Annotated in this window: 18 protein-coding genes; 12 read left to right on the top strand and 6 right to left on the bottom strand. The window is 63.2% G+C overall.

Translation table 11 applies throughout. From position 1 onward, the window contains the following. The first annotated feature begins 39 nt into the window (after positions 1–39). Both HU770_RS21525 and HU770_RS21520 read left to right on the top strand, forming a co-directional pair. Complete coding sequence (locus HU770_RS21525) at positions 40–1,347, top strand: MFS transporter (protein ID WP_033697970.1); 1,308 nt, start codon at positions 40–42, stop codon at positions 1,345–1,347. Next, positions 1,344–2,318, top strand: coding sequence for a D-glycerate dehydrogenase (locus HU770_RS21520; RefSeq protein WP_186665440.1), 975 nt, complete (start codon positions 1,344–1,346; stop codon positions 2,316–2,318). Before HU770_RS21525 ends, HU770_RS21520 begins: the two co-directional genes overlap by 4 nt. Positions 2,319–2,336: 18 nt before the next feature. On the opposite strand, the gene HU770_RS21515 is transcribed toward HU770_RS21520, so the two are convergent. After that, positions 2,337–3,302: an endonuclease gene (locus tag HU770_RS21515; RefSeq protein WP_186665439.1), complete on the bottom strand. Its 966-nt coding sequence runs from the start codon at positions 3,300–3,302 to the stop codon at positions 2,337–2,339. 320 nt (positions 3,303–3,622) lie between these two features. Between HU770_RS21515 and codB the strand changes: the two genes are divergently transcribed. The 5 genes from codB to HU770_RS21490 all read left to right on the top strand — a co-directional run bounded on the left by codB (position 3,623) and on the right by HU770_RS21490 (position 8,824). Further along, the gene (gene codB / locus HU770_RS21510) at positions 3,623–4,888 is read left to right on the top strand and encodes a cytosine permease (protein WP_186665432.1); all 1,266 of its coding nucleotides are present in this window, start codon (positions 3,623–3,625) and stop codon (positions 4,886–4,888) included. Then, a complete protein-coding gene (locus HU770_RS21505) occupies positions 4,885–6,102 on the top strand; it encodes a PucR family transcriptional regulator (RefSeq protein ID WP_186653467.1) in 1,218 nt (405 codons plus the stop codon). Before codB ends, HU770_RS21505 begins: the two co-directional genes overlap by 4 nt. Positions 6,103–6,106: 4 nt before the next feature. After that, positions 6,107–7,348 (top strand): cytosine deaminase, encoded by a 1,242-nt coding sequence (gene codA / locus HU770_RS21500; protein WP_186665430.1) that lies wholly within the window; start codon positions 6,107–6,109, stop codon positions 7,346–7,348. A gap of 246 nt (positions 7,349–7,594) precedes the next feature. Further along, positions 7,595–8,587 carry a DNA-binding protein gene (locus HU770_RS21495; protein WP_186665428.1) on the top strand — a complete coding sequence of 331 codons (993 nt, stop codon included), beginning with the start codon at positions 7,595–7,597 and terminating at the stop codon, positions 8,585–8,587. Between the two features lie 66 nt (positions 8,588–8,653). Next, positions 8,654–8,824 carry a DUF6021 family protein gene (locus HU770_RS21490; protein WP_167334456.1) on the top strand — a complete coding sequence of 57 codons (171 nt, stop codon included), beginning with the start codon at positions 8,654–8,656 and terminating at the stop codon, positions 8,822–8,824. A gap of 37 nt (positions 8,825–8,861) precedes the next feature. Here HU770_RS21490 and HU770_RS21485 read toward each other — a convergent pair whose 3' ends face one another. Further along, entirely contained in the window at positions 8,862–9,113 is a 252-nt protein-coding gene (locus tag HU770_RS21485) for a hypothetical protein (RefSeq protein ID WP_186653441.1), read from the bottom strand. A gap of 8 nt (positions 9,114–9,121) precedes the next feature. Then, a complete protein-coding gene (locus HU770_RS21480; RefSeq protein WP_033697962.1) occupies positions 9,122–9,622 on the bottom strand; it encodes a DUF4142 domain-containing protein in 501 nt (166 codons plus the stop codon). Positions 9,623–9,791: 169 nt separating this feature from the next. Here HU770_RS21480 and HU770_RS21475 point away from each other — a divergent pair, with 169 nt between their 5' ends. From HU770_RS21475 to HU770_RS21465, 3 genes are read left to right on the top strand one after another with little or no spacing between them, the layout of a single operon-like run. Continuing rightward, on the top strand, positions 9,792–10,034 hold the full coding sequence (locus HU770_RS21475) for a hypothetical protein (RefSeq protein WP_033697960.1): 243 nt from the start codon (positions 9,792–9,794) through the stop codon (positions 10,032–10,034). Continuing rightward, entirely contained in the window at positions 10,031–10,825 is a 795-nt protein-coding gene (gene xth / locus HU770_RS21470; RefSeq protein WP_186653439.1) for an exodeoxyribonuclease III, read from the top strand. The genes HU770_RS21475 and xth overlap by 4 nt, the downstream gene beginning before the upstream one ends. 43 nt (positions 10,826–10,868) lie before the next feature. Continuing rightward, positions 10,869–12,437, top strand: coding sequence for a sensor domain-containing diguanylate cyclase (locus tag HU770_RS21465; RefSeq protein WP_186665426.1), 1,569 nt, complete (start codon positions 10,869–10,871; stop codon positions 12,435–12,437). Positions 12,438–12,464: 27 nt separating this feature from the next. Here the strand turns inward: HU770_RS21465 and HU770_RS21460 are convergent, their stop codons facing one another. Both HU770_RS21460 and HU770_RS21455 read right to left on the bottom strand, forming a co-directional pair. Further along, on the bottom strand, positions 12,465–12,971 hold the full coding sequence (locus HU770_RS21460; protein WP_186653433.1) for a GNAT family N-acetyltransferase: 507 nt from the start codon (positions 12,969–12,971) through the stop codon (positions 12,465–12,467). 34 nt (positions 12,972–13,005) lie between these two features. After that, positions 13,006–13,719, bottom strand: a complete 714-nt coding sequence (locus HU770_RS21455; protein WP_033697956.1) for an MgtC/SapB family protein — start codon at positions 13,717–13,719, stop codon at positions 13,006–13,008. 414 nt (positions 13,720–14,133) lie between these two features. On the opposite strand from HU770_RS21455, the gene HU770_RS21450 reads away from it, so the two are divergent. Continuing rightward, positions 14,134–14,601 (top strand): sterol desaturase family protein, encoded by a 468-nt coding sequence (locus HU770_RS21450; protein ID WP_186665424.1) that lies wholly within the window; start codon positions 14,134–14,136, stop codon positions 14,599–14,601. A 2-nt stretch (positions 14,602–14,603) separates the two neighbouring features. On the opposite strand, the gene HU770_RS21445 is transcribed toward HU770_RS21450, so the two are convergent. Next, positions 14,604–15,503 carry a bile acid:sodium symporter family protein gene (locus tag HU770_RS21445; RefSeq protein WP_186665414.1) on the bottom strand — a complete coding sequence of 300 codons (900 nt, stop codon included), beginning with the start codon at positions 15,501–15,503 and terminating at the stop codon, positions 14,604–14,606. Between the two features lie 196 nt (positions 15,504–15,699). Between HU770_RS21445 and HU770_RS21440 the strand changes: the two genes are divergently transcribed. Then, a complete protein-coding gene (locus HU770_RS21440) occupies positions 15,700–16,581 on the top strand; it encodes a Dyp-type peroxidase (RefSeq protein WP_186653410.1) in 882 nt (293 codons plus the stop codon). Positions 16,582–16,651 lie beyond the last annotated feature (70 nt).

The raw sequence follows: 16,651 nt of genomic DNA, 5'->3' as shown, positions 1-16,651 counted from the left end.
CCTGTTGCAACAAAAACAAAAAGCTCAGGAGCACACATCATGCAAACGACAAGTCTCGCGCGCCGCCGCTGGTGGTACATCATCCCGATCGTGTTCGTCACCTACAGCCTGGCGTACCTCGACCGCGCAAACTATGGGTTCGCCGCCGCTTCCGGCATGGCCGACGACCTGAAGATCACCCCGGTGCTGTCGTCGCTGCTGGGGGCGCTGTTCTTCCTCGGTTACTTCTTCTTCCAGGTACCCGGCGCCATCTACGCCGAAAAACGCAGCGTGAAGAAGCTGATCTTCGTCAGCCTGATCCTCTGGGGTGGCCTGGCTACCCTGACGGGCATGATCAGCAATGTGTACATGCTGATCGGCATCCGCTTCCTGCTCGGAGTGGTGGAAGCCGCAGTAATGCCGGCGATGCTGGTGTACCTCTGCCACTGGTTCACCCGCGCCGAACGCTCGCGGGCCAACACCTTCCTGATGCTCGGCAACCCGGTGACCATCCTGTGGATGTCGGTGGTGTCGGGCTACCTCATCAAACACTACGACTGGCGTTGGATGTTCATCATCGAAGGCCTGCCGGCCGTGATCTGGGCGTTCTTCTGGTGGCGCCTGGTGGATGACCGCCCAGCCCAGGTCAACTGGTTGAGCGCGCAGGAAAAGGCCAGCCTGGAGCAAGCCCTGGCAGCGGAACAGCAGGGCATAAAGCCTGTGAAAAACTACCGCGAGGCGTTCCGTTCGCCGCAGGTGATCATCCTGTCGATGCAGTACTTCTGCTGGAGCATCGGGGTTTATGGCTTCGTGCTCTGGCTGCCCTCGATTCTGAAGCAGGCGGCGAACGTCGACATCGTGCAGGCGGGCTGGCTGTCGTCGGTGCCGTATCTGGCAGCGGTGTTGGCCATGGTCGGGGTGTCCTGGGCTTCGGACCGCTTGCAGAAGCGCAAGCGTTTCGTCTGGCCACCCTTGCTGATCGCGGCGCTGGCCTTCTATGGCTCGTATGCCTTGGGCAGCGAGCATTTCTGGTGGTCCTACGCACTGCTGGTGATCGCCGGGGCCTGCATGTACGCGCCCTATGGCCCGTTCTTCGCGATTGTCCCGGAAATCCTCCCCAGCAACGTTGCCGGTGGCGCCATGGCGCTGATCAACAGCATGGGCGCGCTGGGTTCCTTCGGCGGCTCTTGGCTGGTGGGTTACCTCAATGGCGCCACCGGCGGGCCGGGCGCCTCTTATCTGTTTATGTGCGGCGCGTTGCTGACCGCCGTCGCGCTCACGGCAGCGCTGAAAACAACCCAAACGCCTGGCCGTGCCAAACGGGGCGGCTCCCACCTGGCGATGAGCCAACAGGAAACCCTGGTATGAAAAAGCGAATCGTGCTGTACAAACGCCTGTCTGACGACCTCATGGCGCGCCTGCAACAACAGGTTGAAGTGACCTGGGTGGACACCACGCGGCCGGACGGCCTGGCCCGCCTGCGTGATGCCTTGCCCGGCGCTCAGGGGCTGCTGGGCGCGAGCCTGCGCCTGGACAGCAGCCTGCTCGACCTCGCCCCGCAATTGAAGGTGATCGCCAGTGTGTCGGTGGGGGTCGACAACTACGACATTGCCGACCTGACCCGACGTGGCATCATGCTGACCAACACCCCAGACGTACTCACCGAAACCACGGCCGACACTGGCTTTGCCCTGATCCTGGCCAGTGCGCGTCGGGTGGTGGAGCTGGCGGGCTGGGTGCGTGACGGCCAGTGGCAGGCCAGCCTCGGGCCGGCGCATTTTGGCAGCGACGTGCATGGCAAGACCTTAGGCATCGTCGGCATGGGGCGCATAGGCCAAGCGCTGGCGCGGCGCGGTGCGGCCGGCTTCGGGATGCGCGTGCTCTACCACAGCCCACGCCCCAAGCCAGAGGTGGAGGCGCTTTACGACGCGCGCCATTGCAGCCTGGACGATCTGTTGCAACACGCGGATTTCGTGTGCCTGACTGTACCGCTGAGTACCAGCACCGAGGGCCTGATCGGCACCCGCGAGTTGGCACTGATGAAGCCGCATGCGTTTCTGGTGAACATTGCACGGGGGCGGGTGGTGGACGAAGCCGCGCTGATCGCGGCCTTGCGTGAAAAGCGCATCCGTGGCGCGGGCCTGGACGTGTTCGTTCAGGAACCCTTGCCGAACGATTCGCCCCTGTTGCAACTGGACAACGTGGTGGCGACCCCGCATATCGGCTCGGCGACGCACGATACCCGCGAGGCCATGGCGCGCTGCGCCGTAGACAACCTGCTCAGCGCGCTGGCCGGTGAACGCCCGGCGAACCTGGTGAACGAAACGCCCAGGCGCTGACCCGACGGGGCGCGGCCGTTACCGGCAGTTACCAGCCTTGCGGTAGCCCGCAGCCTGCGCCTCGCCTTCGGAGCCGAACATCACCTGGTTCTTCGAGGCCACCTGGGCGTAACCCGGGCAACCATTGGCCAGGTGATAGACATGGCTGTTGCGGTTGCCGAGCACTGCGCCGGTCGCTGCGCTGCTGGCCAGGCTGGGCTTGGCCGCGTCCTTGGCGGGCTTGGCCGGCAGGGCTTGCACAACGCCGCTGCCAACGGGCTTGTAGTCGGCTGTCCATTTGCGCTCGCCGGTCACGAACGGGTTGGCATGCCCCATGATGGCGGCGATGCGCCGGTTGCGCTCCTGCTCCCAGGCCGAGACGGGGTGCTGCTTGTCCCAGGCCATCAGCAGTTGTTGCTGCTGGCGCGACATGCTCAGCTTGTAGCGGTCGAACATGTAGAACGTAGTGCGGGCAACCAGGCCTTTGACTTCGTCACGGGGTTCGGCAGCACGCTGCACGAAATCGACCTTGGTCGGGCACTGGCCATATTGGCCGGCGTTGCCGGCAACCATGCCGTAGTTGAAGTTGCTGCGGTCACCGTTGACCTCGCCCACGGCCGGGTACAGGTTGAACAGGTCGGCTTCCATGGCGCGGAAGACCGGGTCGTCATCGACACAATGCTCGCGACCGCCGTTCTTCCAGCACTGGCGCTGATTACCGAAGGTATAGGCGGGCACGATGTGTTCCCACTCGGTACGCTCGGCGCGGTTTTGCTGCTTGCGGGTCTCGTATCCGCAGGAGGCGGCGTCGATGCGCCCACCCGACTTGCCCACCCAGGTCCATTTGCAACCGCAATACAGGTCGCCCATGGCTCTGCTTGCCTGGTCCAGGTAGATCTTCTGTTTGGCGACGACCTTGGCTTCGGTGAAGGTCGAAGGCGGGTTGGCGAAGGCGGGGAGGTTGACGGCGAGAAGCAGGGATACGGCGTAGAGCAGTTTTTTCATGGGGGAAAGCAGATTTAAGAGACGGGCACGCATTGTAATCAAAAAAAGCCTAAGTAACTGATTTTACTGGGCTGTATGAGGCCGCCTGGGCAACGCCGCCGGGCTGGGTAAAAACTACCCAGTATTGTTCACCTTTGGTGCGTAGCTGCATCAAATCAAGGCATCAAGCACACACCCTGTTCGGATGCACCCTGCTTTAATAGGCACAGTGCACATCTTATGCTGTGCCGTTCGCCACCCATTTCGAGGGTTGCCACCTGCTGTGAAAGCGGCCCGCATATTGCTCTACCTGCTCCAACTACCACCCGGAGCCCCGTGCAATGAGCTCACCTACCGAATTCCCGCTTTGCGAAGCCCCGCGCGCTTCCCGCAAGGGCCTGTTGCCCATTGCCATGGTGCTGTTCAGCTTCACATTCTTCACCGGTACGATGTTCGCCGGTGGCAAGCTGGGCATGGCCTTCAACTTTGCCGACATGCTGTGGGTGGCCACGGTCGGCAACACGTTATTGGCTTTGTATGCCGCCACCTTGGCGTTCATCGCGTCACGCAGCGGGCTCAACACCGTGCTGATGGGCCGCTTCTGCTTTGGTGAGGCGGGCAGCCGGCTTTCGGATTTTCTGTTGGGTTTCGCTGAGCTCGGCTGGTATGCCTGGGGCACGGCCACCGTGGCAATCGTGCTGGTCAAGCTGTTGGGACTGGCAGGGGGCTTTGCCGTGCCCTTGATGGTGCTGTTCGGCTTGGGCTTCAGTATCACGGCCATCATCGGTTTCAAAGGCCTGGACTTGCTATCACGGGTTTCGGTGCCATTGATGTTCGCGCTGCTGCTGGTGTCGATGTACATCGCCACCCGCGATGCCGGTGGTTTTGCCGGCCTGGCCGCGGTGGTGCCGCACGAAACCATGACTTTCTCGGCGGCCGTGACCATGGTATTCGGCACCTTCGCCAGTGGCGCCACCCAGGCCACCAACTGGACGCGCCTGGCGCGCAGCGGGCGGGTGGCGGTGGTGGCCAGCATCGTTGCGTTTCTGCTGGGCAATGGCCTGATGGTGGTGGCCGGGGCCTGGTGCGCGATGGTGTATCAGCAGGCCGACATCGTCGAGGTGATGATGCTGCAAGGCCTGTCATTCGCGGCCGTGGTGATGTTGTGCCTGAACCTGTGGACGATTCAGGGCCCGACCCTCTACAACGTATCGGCAGCGGCCTGCCACCTGCTGCGCAGCGAGCGCCGGCGCACCGCGACACTGGTCGCGGCCGGGGTGGGGATCATGCTGGCCATCGGCGGCATGTACGAAATGCTGATCCCGTTCCTGGTGCTGCTGGGGTCGGTGATTCCGCCGGTGGGCGGTGTAATCATGGCCGACTTCTGGTACCGCCACCGCGGCCGGTACCCGGCACTGGGCGCCACGGGCCTGCCGCGTTACAACCGGGTGGGGCTTTTTGCTTATGCCGTAGGTGCGGTATTGGCGTATGCCTCGCCCTGGGTCGCGCCGCTGGTGGGCATCGCTGCTTCGGCGCTGTGTTACATCCTCATGCATGAACTGAGCGGGCGGCGCCGGGTGGTAGGCGAGGCGGGTGTCGAGCCGTGAGTCTGGCACTGGATGAAATTCTGCACCTGCCCGGCTTGGAGGAGATGACCGTGCGTGCTGGCGCGCGCAACCTGCAGCGGCGGGTGCGCTGGCCTTATGTAGCCGAGAACGAAGGCATCGCCGAGTGGGTGATGGGCGGCGAGCTGGTGTTCGTTACGGGCATCAACCACCCCCGTGGCGAGGCCAACCTGCTGAGCCTGGTGGAGGACGGCGAGGCCGTGGGCATCGCGGGCCTGGTTATCCTTACCGGTGGTACGTACATCCAGGGTATCCCGGCCAACGTGCTCACGCGCGCCGAACAACTGGGCTTGCCGTTGATCGAGCAGCCCTATGCGCTGAAGATGGTGGTGGTCACCCACCTGATCGGGACGGCGCTGGTACAGATGGCCCAGGTGCGGCGTTCGCGCAACGATATCCTGGGCCAGCTGTTGACCGGTGACTATCCAAGCCTGGCGATCGCCCGGCAGCGTGCAGCCCACCTGGCACTGGCGCTTGACGAGCCGCGGCGCCTGCTGGCGCTGCGCTTGTCGGGCGTCGATGGCTTGTTCGAGCGCCATGGGCTGGCCCAGGGCGAGCGGGTGTGGCAAGGCGTTCGCCAGGCCCTGGAAGACCAGTTGGAAGCGTGGTGCCGTGGCAGGCCGGGCACCGTGACCGCGCACTTGCCGGGTGACCTGTTCGTGCTGTTGCTGCCGGACGCTGCCGGCCTGCCAGCCACGCTGGCCGCGCTGCACCGGCAATTGGTCGCTGTGGCCGGGGAGTTGGGCCTGTACATGGGCCTGTCGAGCCGTGCCGAGGAGTGTGCCCACTACCGCCATGCACTCAACGAGGCGCGTCAGGCCTTGGAGGTGGCGCAAAACCTGCGCCCGGCCAACGGCTTTTGCGACTTCAGCGAACTGGGTGTACTGCGCCTGCTGCAAGGTATCGTCGATCGCTCGTTGATCGACGATTTCGTCGCCCAGACACTTGGGCCGTTGATCGCGCCGGGCCGCAAGCATCCCAATACCCTGGTGCATACCCTCGACGCCCTGCTCAAGGAGAATGGCAATGGGCTGAAGGCCGCCCAGCGCTTGGGGCTGCACCGTAATACCATCAACCAACGCATTCAACGCATCGAACAACTGAGTGGCCAGTCCCTGGACGATCCGCTTTTTCGTATGAACGCTTCGGTGGCCATGCTGGTTTGGCGCATGACCGAAGCCCAAGGCAAGGAGTAACGCCATGAACATCATCAACGCACGCCTGCGGGGCAAGGCTGGCTTGTTTCGCATCGAACTGAACGGCGACCGCATCGCCAGCATCCAGCCCCAGAGCGGTACGGTGGCACCAGGGGCCAGCGATGACCTGGATGCCGGGCAGAACCTGGTGGTAGCCCCCTTCGTCGAGCCGCACATCCACCTCGACGCCACCCTCACTGCCGGCCAGCCGAAGTGGAACATGAGTGGCACCTTGTTCGAAGGCATCGAGCGCTGGGCCGAACGCAAGGAAATCACCACCCACGAAGACATCAAGACCCGCGCCACCAAGACCATCGGCATGCTGGTCGACCACGGCATTCAGCACGTACGCACCCATGTCGATGTCACCGACCCCAATCTCACTGCGCTCAAGGCCATGGTCGAAGTGCGTGAAGAGGTGCGCCACCTGGTCGACCTGCAAATCGTCGCCTTCCCCCAGGAGGGTATCGAGTCGTACGCCAACGGCCGGGCACTGATGACCGAAGCAGTCGCCATCGGCGCCGATGTGGTCGGCGGTATTCCGCATTTCGAGAACACCCGCGACCAGGGCGTGTCGTCGGTCAAATTCCTGATGGACCTGGCCGAGCGCACCGGCTGCCTGGTGGATGTGCACTGCGACGAAACCGACGACCCGCAGTCGCGCTTCCTCGAAGTGCTGGCCGAGGAGGCCCGCGTGCGGGGCATGGGCGCCCGGGTCACGGCCAGCCACACTGTGGCGATGGGCTCTTACGACAACGCCTACTGCTACAAGCTGTTCCGTTTGCTCAAGATGTCGGGCATCAACTTTGTGTCGTGCCCGACCGAGAGCATTCACCTGCAAGGGCGCTTCGACAGCTACCCCAAGCGCCGCGGGGTAACGCGCGTGGCGGAAATCGACCGGGCGGGCATGAACGTGTGTTTTGGCCAGGACTCCATCGTTGACCCGTGGTACCCGCTGGGCAATGGCAACATCCTGCGCATCCTCGAGGCCGGGCTGCACATCTGCCACATGCTCGGCTATGAAGACCTGCAGCGCTGCCTGGACCTGATCACCGACAACAGTGCACGTACGCTCAACCTGGGGGATCGCTATGGCATCGAGGTCGGGCGGCCAGCGAACTTGCTGTTGCTGTCGGCGCCGGATGATTACGAGATGGTCCGCAGCCAAGGGTACGCGCTGGTGTCGGTGCGCAATGGCAAGGTGCTGATGCGGCGTACGCCTTCGCAGGTCGAACGCTTGGCCTGACCCCGCTACAGGCTTCAATCGAACGCCCCGCAGGCTTTGGCCTGGCGGGGCGTTTTGCATTCTGCGTGACGCTACTCGACGACTGCCGTACGCGTTTCCCACTCGAAATTGTCATTTCTAGCGCCTCACATGCGATAAGCCGTGATTATTCCATGTGATTTAGCACTTGAAATATCCTCGCCGCGCAGCCAAAATTGGCATGTAATTACATGTTACGTACCATGGTACAAAATCGTAGGAGCAAGCATGGCCCGGGGCGGTATCAACAAGGTGGTAGTGCAGCAGGCGCGTCAGGCTCTGATCGCCCGTGGCGAGAACCCCAGCATCGATGCAGTACGCATCGAGCTGGGGAATACGGGCTCGAAAAGCACCATTCACCGCTACCTGAAAGAGCTCAACGAGAAGCAGGCCGTGGCTAAGGCAGGGCCCGTAGGGTTGAGCGAGACGCTTGGGCGCTTTGTCGGGCAATTGGCCAGCCAACTGCAGGAAGAAGCGGACGCGCGCATCGAAGAGGCCGAAGCTGTTTTCACCCAGCAGCGCGAGCAGCTTGAAGGGCAGTTGCAGCTGGCCCAGCAGGCCCTGGCTGCGGGCCACCAGCAACAGCAGATACAGGCCGCCGCACTGGCTGCCGAGTCGGAAAAACTGCTTTCGACCCAGAGCACTTTGCAGGCCGAACAACTGCGCAGCGCCAGCCTCAACCAGGCATTGGGCGAGTTGCAGGTGCGCCTGGGCGACAAGGAAGAGCAGGTGCGCTCACTGGAAGACAAGCATCGCCACGCCCGCGATGCGCTGGAGCATTACCGCAGCGCTAGCCGTGAGCAGCGCGAGCAGGAACAACGCCGCCACGAGGCGCAGCTGCAGCAACTGCAAGTAGAAATACGCCAACTGCAGCAGGGCATGATCATCAAGCAGGATGAACTGACCAGACTGCACCGCGATAACGAGCGCTTGTTGGGCGAACACCGGCAGGCCAGCAGCGACCGTAAGGCGCGTGACGAACTGCTGGAGCAGCGTGACGCGCAGATCCAGGGCTTGCGCACGATCCTGGCCCAGGCCCAAGGCGCCAGTGAGGAGATGCGCCGGCAACTGGACGTGCAAACGCAGTTGCTTGACGCCAAGCGCGAGCTGCACGCCGAACAGGGGCGCCAGGTGCAGCATCTGGAGGCTGAGCTACTGGAGCGCGATGAGGCGCTGAAGGCCTGCCACACGCAATTGAGCGAACACACCCAAGCCAAATAGCCTTAGCTAAATCAAACTTCCTCGGGCGGGTGCTTTCTTCCGTAGACCTTCACAGGAGACAGTGCCATGCATACGCCAGGACCAAAGCAAACCCCAGAGAAGGGGCCTCACTCGTCCGATCACGCGGATAAAAAGGAAGACTTGGGTTTTGACCCCGACTCGCCAGACCTGGAAGACCCTCAGGTAGACCCGCAAGGCCCGGCCATCGCGCCCCGGGACGTCGAGAAAGACCAGTGAACTACGGGGCCGCCGAGCGGCCCCGCATTCACCGTGGTTAGCCTTGCGATTGCTTGGCGGCTTCCACGCCCGAAGCGGACAGCTTGATCGGGTAGTGCAGGCTGACCTGGTGGTTGCCATCGACAGCGACGCTGCCGTCGTGAATCAATCCGTCGTCCTGAAGCGTCTTGAGCATGCCGGCTACCACTTTTTCACCCCGGTAGTTGTCCAGCACTTCCTTGCCCAGCCCCTCAGGGTGGGCGTGCAGCAGACGGGTCAACACTTCAGCGCGCAATGCATCATTAGTCATGTCTGGCCTCACTTGCCGTGTTTGGCCTGAAGCGCCTTGGCATGCTCCAGGTGCTGTTCGAGTTTAGGCAGTGTGTCGCTGGCGAATGCCTTCAGCTCAGCCTTGTCGGACGATGCGGCTTCTTTCTTGAACAGTTCGACGGCCTTTTCATGGGCGTCGACCTGGTTGTTGATGTAGGACTTGTCGAAGGATTCTTCACGCCATTCCAGGATCATCTTCTTGACCTTGTCGGTCAGTGCCGCCTCATCGGGCACCGAAATGTCCAGCTTGCGGGCAATGTCGCCGAGTTTCTGGTTGGCCTGGGTATGGTCGGTGACCATCTGCTGGGCGAACGCTTTGATGTCGGCATTCTGGCTTTTCTCCTTGGCCAGGTTGCCCGTTACCACTTCGGCGATGCCCGCTTCGGTCGCCGCGTCGACGAAATCATCGGAACTCGCTGCCATTGCATGCACCGACGCCAGGCCCAGCGCCATGGATAGCCCCACGCGCTTGATGAACAGACTGCTCATGCTTCACTCCTTAACCGTTGGCGCGACTTCAGTGTCGCGTACGGTTGAGCATGCGCAGGCGCTAAAGGTTTAAAGTTTTTCCCGACTGGCGCTTACCTCGCCAGCAAGGTTGAACGTTGAGCGAGGGCAGGGCTCACACATTCAAAGCAGGCAGCGAGGAGCCACGCACATGAGCATTGACCGCAGCATCCCCGAGCTTGAGGCCTGGTACGCCCAGTATGACGATGTCAGTTACCGGCGCGAGTCGCCGGACGCCTACCATCATGAGCTGGTGCGCACGGCCGAAGCCCTGCGCGACGATGGCGCCATCGACTGGGATGACTGGCTGCAACTCAAGGCGATGGCCGACCAGGCGCACATCAACGCGCTCGCAGATGCGGTGCGGGCGCATGTGGAAGACCCGGACGCATGAAAGCGCTGAAGATCGCCACCTTCAATATCAACGGTATTCGCAGTCGGCTACCGGCTTTGATTGCCTGGCTGGAGCGAGAAAAGCCTGACATCGCCTGCCTGCAGGAGCTGAAAGCGCCCGATCAGCAGTTCCCCCGCGACGCGCTCGAAGCCGTGGGGTACGGCTGTTTGTATCAGGGGCAACCTTCGTGGAACGGCGTTGCCATTCTCGCCCGTGGCAGCGAGCCGCTGGAGGTGCGGCGCGGCCTCCCAGGCATGGAGGCGGATGAGCAGAGCCGCTACCTGGAGGCCGCCGTGCAAGGGCTGGTCATCGGCTGCCTGTACCTGCCCAACGGCAACCCGCAACCCGGGCCAAAGTTCGACTACAAGCTGCGCTGGTTCGAATGCCTGATCGAACATGCAGCCCGCTTGCGCGCGAGTGAGCACCCGGTGTTGCTGGCGGGCGATTTCAACGTCGTGCCCACCGATTTCGACATCTATAACCCGCGCTCCTGGCTCAAGGACGCGCTGCTGCAGCCTGAGTCCCGAGCCTGCTACCAGCGCTTGCTAAGCCAGGGCTGGACCGATGCGCTACGCCATTTGCACCCGGACGAGCGGGTCTATACCTTCTGGGACTACTTCCGTAACCACTGGCAGCGTAATGCCGGGTTGCGTATCGACCATCTGCTGCTCAACCCGGAACTTGCGCCTTACCTCAAGGCCGCCGGGGTAGATGCCTGGGTGCGCAACGAACCCAAGGCCAGCGACCATGCCCCGGTGTGGATCGAACTGGCTTCACGCAAGCGGCGCTGAACTATAGTCATAAGCGGCGAACGCGGGATCGCAAGGGAATAGAATGTGCGCAGCCAGGCAACAGGATGATGAAGGGCACCTCGCGGTAACCAGCGAGGGCCGCGCCGTGGGGCTGTTCCGCCTGGTCCTGACGTTCATGGTGGTGGTGATGTTGGCTTTCGTGGTGGTGGAGGGCTGGCGCATCTGGCGCGACTACCGCCATGCCTTCAGCAACGCCGAGAACATGGTGACCAACCTGGCCCGCGCCACGGCCCAACATGCCGAAGACGCCATACGCCAGGTGGATGTGGTGACCGCATCCTTGGCCGAACGCCTGGAAGGTGACGGCTTCGAGCATATGGACCGCCCGCGGCTGCATGCCTTGCTGGCCCAGCAGAAGGCGCTGATGCCGCAGTTGCATGGGTTGTTCGTGTATGGCCCCGATGGCAACTGGCTGGTCACCGACCAGGCGGCCATACCGCCCAATGCCAACAATGCCGACCGCGACTATTTCGTTTATCACCGCACCCATGCCGGCCATCAGGTACGCATCGGCTCGGTGGTGCGCAGCCGCTCCACGGGCGACCTGATCATCCCCATCTCCCGGCGCCTGGAGTATGGCGATGGGCGTTTTGCCGGGGTATTGCTGGGCACCATCAAAGTGGACTGGTTCGTGCGCTACTACGGCGATTTCAAGATCGACGAGCGTGGCGCGCTGGTACTGGCCAAGCGCGACGGCACCATTCTGGTTCGGCGGCCGTTCGTGTCCAGAATGGTGGGGCGGACACTGGCCAACAGCGAGATCTTTCGCAACCACTTGCCCTATGCCAACGAAGGGCTGGCCGAGGCGGTGGCGGTAGTGGATGGCACGCCACGGCTGTATGCCTACCGTGCCTTGTCGAGTTACCCGCTGGTAGTTGAAGCCGGGCTTTCCCGGGAGTCCATCGTGGCACCGTGGCGGCACGATGCGATCAAGTCGGTGGCTGCCTTGCTGCTGTTGTTGGTGGGGTTGGCGGCGTTTGGCGGGGTGGTCTTGCGCCAGCTGCGCGAGCGCATTGTCATCGAGCGCGCGCTGCACCAGGCGCACCAGACTTTGCGCTCACTGGCGCTGACCGACAGCCTGACCGGGCTTGGCAATCGTCGGCGGCTGGATGCGGTGCTCGCACCGGAGCTACGGCGGGCCCGCCGGCAGGGGCACTCGGTGGCGCTGGTGATGCTCGACCTGGACTACTTCAAGGCTTACAACGACCGTTATGGGCACCTTGCCGGGGATGAGTGTCTGCAGCGTTTCGCCGAGCTGTTGCAACAGGCATTGAGGCGTCCGGCGGACTTGGCGGTGCGCTACGGCGGCGAGGAGTTCACGCTGCTGATGCCCGACACTGATGGGCCGGGCGCCGAATTGGTCGTTCAGGCGCTGCAACAGCTGCTGCGCCGGCATGTGATCGAGCATGGCGGCAGCCCACTGGGGCGTGTGTCGTTCAGCGCTGGGATTGCGATCGGCGACCTGGCCCGCGACACGATCACCGCCGAACGCCTGATGGCGGCGGCGGACGGGGCGTTGTATCAGGCCAAGCGGCAGGGCCGGGACCGTTACTGCCTGGCGGATAGCGTGGCGGCAGGTGTAGACCCCTGAACTGTCATGACAGCAAGGGTGCGCAGCTCAGTCGATACGCAGGCGCATCGCGCAGCGGCCCTTGAGCCCGTGGGCAGCTTCGCTGGCCAGAATCTGCCGCAGCCGCGCGCACAGCGGGCCTTCGTCAAGGGTTTCGAAGCCATAGCGTCTGTAGAACGGCGCATTCCAGGGCACGTCGGCAAAGGTGGTCAAGGTCAGTTCCCGGGCGCCTGATGCGCGGGCCACCGTGACCAACTGATCGAGCAGCTTGCGCCCGATACCTTGCCCTTGCGCGTCACGGCGCACGGAGATCTCATGAATGTGCAATGCCTGTTGCTCATACCCTGCGCACGCAAAACCCAGAATTTGCCCGGTGTCAGCCTCGGCCAGCCAGCTTGCACCGGCATCGACGCAGGCCTGATGGGTGGTGATATCCAGCACATCACCTGCAGCCAGCCAGGCCAGCGCCGGCAGGCTGGCGAAAGCCTGAGCGGCTGATCGCTCGACCTCGGCGAGCCTGGGGATGTCACGGGTAAGGGTAGGGCGTATAAGCACAAGTCGGTCCTGCAAGCCGTCGGGTGGGTGCGCGTCAGTCTGCCGCCGCCACCTGCGGCTGCAGCTGCCAGCGCACCGAGCTTACACCCTTTTCCAGGCTTACCCGGCTGACCAGCCGCTCCAGTTGCGCCGGCGCCTGCGGGTTGCCAAGCAGCTCGGCGCGTACTTCAAGACGCGCCGGGTTGGGCAGGTCCTCACTGTGCAGCGACTGCAGGCGCAGCTCAGGGTCGCCCAGGCTGTGCAGCATCAGGCTGCGCACCTGGATTTCGTCCTCGGCGCGGCACACCACGCGCACCTCGAAGCGTTGTTCCACTTCAGTGGCCGGCACGATGTCCTGGCGGTCCAGGCGCTGGGCGATATCACGCAGCAGGATGTTGGCGCACAACACCGCCAGGCTGCCCAGGGTGGCCTCCAGCAGCAGGCCAAGGCTGCACAGTACGCCAACGGCGGCCGTGCACCAGAGGGTGGCGGCGGTGTTCAGGCCGCGCACGTTGAAGCCGTCGCGCATGATCACGCCGCCGCCCAGAAAGCCGATGCCCGACACCACATAGGCAGCAACGCGCGAGGCATCGTTGGCGGCCATGCCCGGCACTGCCTGGGTCATCAGCACGAACAGACAGGCACCGGTACTGACCAGTGCATTGGTGCGCAGGCCGGTCAGGCGTTGACGCAGTTGACGCTCGGCGCCGATGAGTGCGCCCAGCAGCAGGGCGACGCTGACGCGCAGCAGAAAGACTTTCCAATCCATAGCAAACCTCTTCCACGGGCACAGGCCCGCATGAACGCCATCACGTGTTGGCGTGGTTGAATAACCAGAAAATGCGCAGGGCCACAAAGGGTAGGGAAAGAGGAAGGCTTCAGCCAGGAAGGCTGGAGAAAACCACCATCACACCATGACGGCGAGACAGTGGCAGGACACTGCCGGACTAGCTCGCCAAGTGGGCCTGTCGCAAGCGACTGGGGCTACTGTCCAATGCAGGACTCCTGTTCAGGGATGCGAAATTGCGTCGCGGACCTTACGCCGCGAGGTAGACGAGGTCAAGGGCAAAAACATGACAACGGCTTCATCCAGAAAGTGCCTACAGCCCGTCACGGCTTCATGGAAAAAAAAGCCGGCAGTCGTTACCCTTGCGCCTTCCCTTGATACTGCCCGGGCCCTTACATGCTGTTCAATCTCGCCGTGCTGTTCGGCACACTGGTGGCCATGGAGGGCGTTGGCACGCTGGCTCACAAGTACATCATGCATGGCTGTGGCTGGTGGCTGCATCGCTCGCACCACGAGCCGCACCTGGGCATGCTCGAGACCAACGACCTCTACCTGGTGGCGCTCGGGCTGATCGCCGCCGGGCTGGTGGCGCTGGGCAAAGGCGGGTATGCACCGCTGCAATGGGTGGGCGGGGGAGTGGCAGGGTACGGCGTGCTGTATGTGCTGGCCCACGATGGCGTGTTCCATCGCCACTGGCCGCAGAAACCGCGGCCGGTCAATCGCTACCTCAAGCGGCTGCATCGCGCCCATCGTCTGCACCATGCGATCAAGGGCCGCAAGGGCACTGTGTCGTTCGGCTTCTTCTACGCCCCCCCGCTCAAGGTGCTGAAGCGCCAATTGCACAGCCGTCGCGACCGGCCCTGAGCTCAGTTGACCGGCTCGCCTTTGGCCTCTGCCGTGGTTGCGCCGTGCCCACGGCTTACCCACCAGCCAAAGCCTGCTGCGGTAAAGAACATGATCAGGCTGTAAAGCGCCGCCGGCACCGCCATCGTCGGGTTGTTCAGCAGCGAAGGGCTCAACGCCAAGGCGATCGCCAGGGTGCCGTTGTGGATGCCGATTTCCATGCCGATGGCGATGGCCTGGCGCTTGGGAATGTTCAGCAGCCGCGGCACCCAGTAGCCCACCGACAGGCTCAGCAGGTTGAACAGCAGGGCAGCCAGGCCGACTACTGGGGCATACGCCAGCACGGTCTGCCAATCCTTGGCCAAGGCCAGCACGATGGTGAAGGCCAGAAACAGCGCCGCCACCAGCTTCATCGGCTTTTCCATGCGTGCAGCGAAGCCCGGTGCAAAACGGCGGATCAACATGCCCAACGCCACCGGCAGCAGCACAATCGCGAACACCTGCATAACCTTGGCGAACTGCAAGGGGATGGCCTGGTCCGACGCCATGAACCAGCCCAGTGACAGGTTCACCAGCAGCGGCATGGTAAGGATCGCGATCAACGAGTTGACCGCCGTCAGGGTGATGTTCAACGCCACATCACCGTGGGCCAGATGGCTGAACAGGTTGGCCGTGGTGCCGCCCGGCGAGGCGGCCAGCAGCATCAGCCCCACCGCCAGGGCAGACTCCAGGCCAAAGCCGTTGGCGATCAGGAAGCACACCAGTGGCAACAACAGAATCTGGCAGGCCAGGCCAACTACGACCGGCTTGGGGTATTTCACCACCCTGGCAAAATCGGCCAGGGTCAGTGACAGCCCAAGGCCGAGCATGATGATGCCCAATGCCAAGGGCAGGAAGGCGGTAAGCAGGGGCGAGGCAGTCATGGAGGGCTCTCGGATCAAGGCGTCGTACGAAGGATTCCGAGAAGTGTAGGCCGCGCTGTATTGATAGCTAATTGCAAAGCGCCATCTCTTGGTAACCTTTTGTTACCGAACTGGTCGCCTGCAGCGTCTGCATGCCGCGTTGCGAAGGGCGTGCCGGCGCAGTAGCATGCGCGCTTTTATCAAGGATTAGCCTGTCATGCCGTTTCAGCAAGGTCTGCTTGCCACGCCGGTGCCGGCCCATGCCCGCCACCTGTTCTTCACGCTGCACTCCCCCGAAGCGTTGCCCGCTGCACTCGACGCCTTGCTGCCGCAGGTCGATGGCGAACAGCTGATCCTTGGCGTCGGCGCACCCTTGGCCAAGGCCTTGGGCCGTGAAGTCCCGGGCTTGCGTGCCTTCCCGCTGCTGGATGCTGCGGTCGAGAACCCAAGTACCCAGCACGCCCTGTGGCTGTGGCTGCGGGGTAACGAGCGGGGTGACTTGTTGCTGCGCGCCCAGGCCCTGGAGCAAGCGCTGGCACCGGCACTGCACCTGGCTGACAGCATCGACGGCTTCCTTCACCGGGGCGGGCACGACCTGACCGGCTATGAAGACGGCACCGAAAACCCGGTGGACGAAGAGGCTGTGCAAGCGGCCATCGTCGACGCTGGCCAGCCAGGCCTCAGGGGTTCCAGCTTTGCCGCGTTCCAGCTGTGGAAGCATGACCTGACGTACTTCAAGTCGCTGCCCCAGGCAGACCAGGACAACATCATCGGCCGCCGCCTGGCCGACAACGAAGAACTCGACGACGCCCCGGCATCCGCACACGTCAAGCGTACCGCCCAGGAAAGCTTCGAACCTGAAGCGTTCATGGTCCGTCGTTCGGTCGCCTGGGCCGACGCGCGAGGCGCAGGCCTTGCCTTCGTTGCCCTGGGCCACAGTTTCGATGCCTTCGAAGTGCAACTGCGGCGCATGAGCGGCCTGGAAGACGGCATCATCGATGGCCTCTACCGTTTCAGCCGGCCACTGACCGGCGGCTACTACTGGTGCCCACCCCTGGGTGATACCGGCCTGGACCTGCGCCTGCTGTTGCAGGCCTGATCGCTAAACATCCAGATACAGAATCACTCGCCGGCGCAGGGTAGAGCGGCTAGCCTTGAAAGTTTCCGAT

It is taken from the genome of Pseudomonas sp. SWRI68, from assembly GCF_014269165.1.
Lineage (GTDB): Bacteria > Pseudomonadota > Gammaproteobacteria > Pseudomonadales > Pseudomonadaceae > Aquipseudomonas > Aquipseudomonas capeferrum.
Note: the sequence above shows the minus strand (reverse complement) of the source record. Positions and strands in the feature narration are given on the sequence as shown.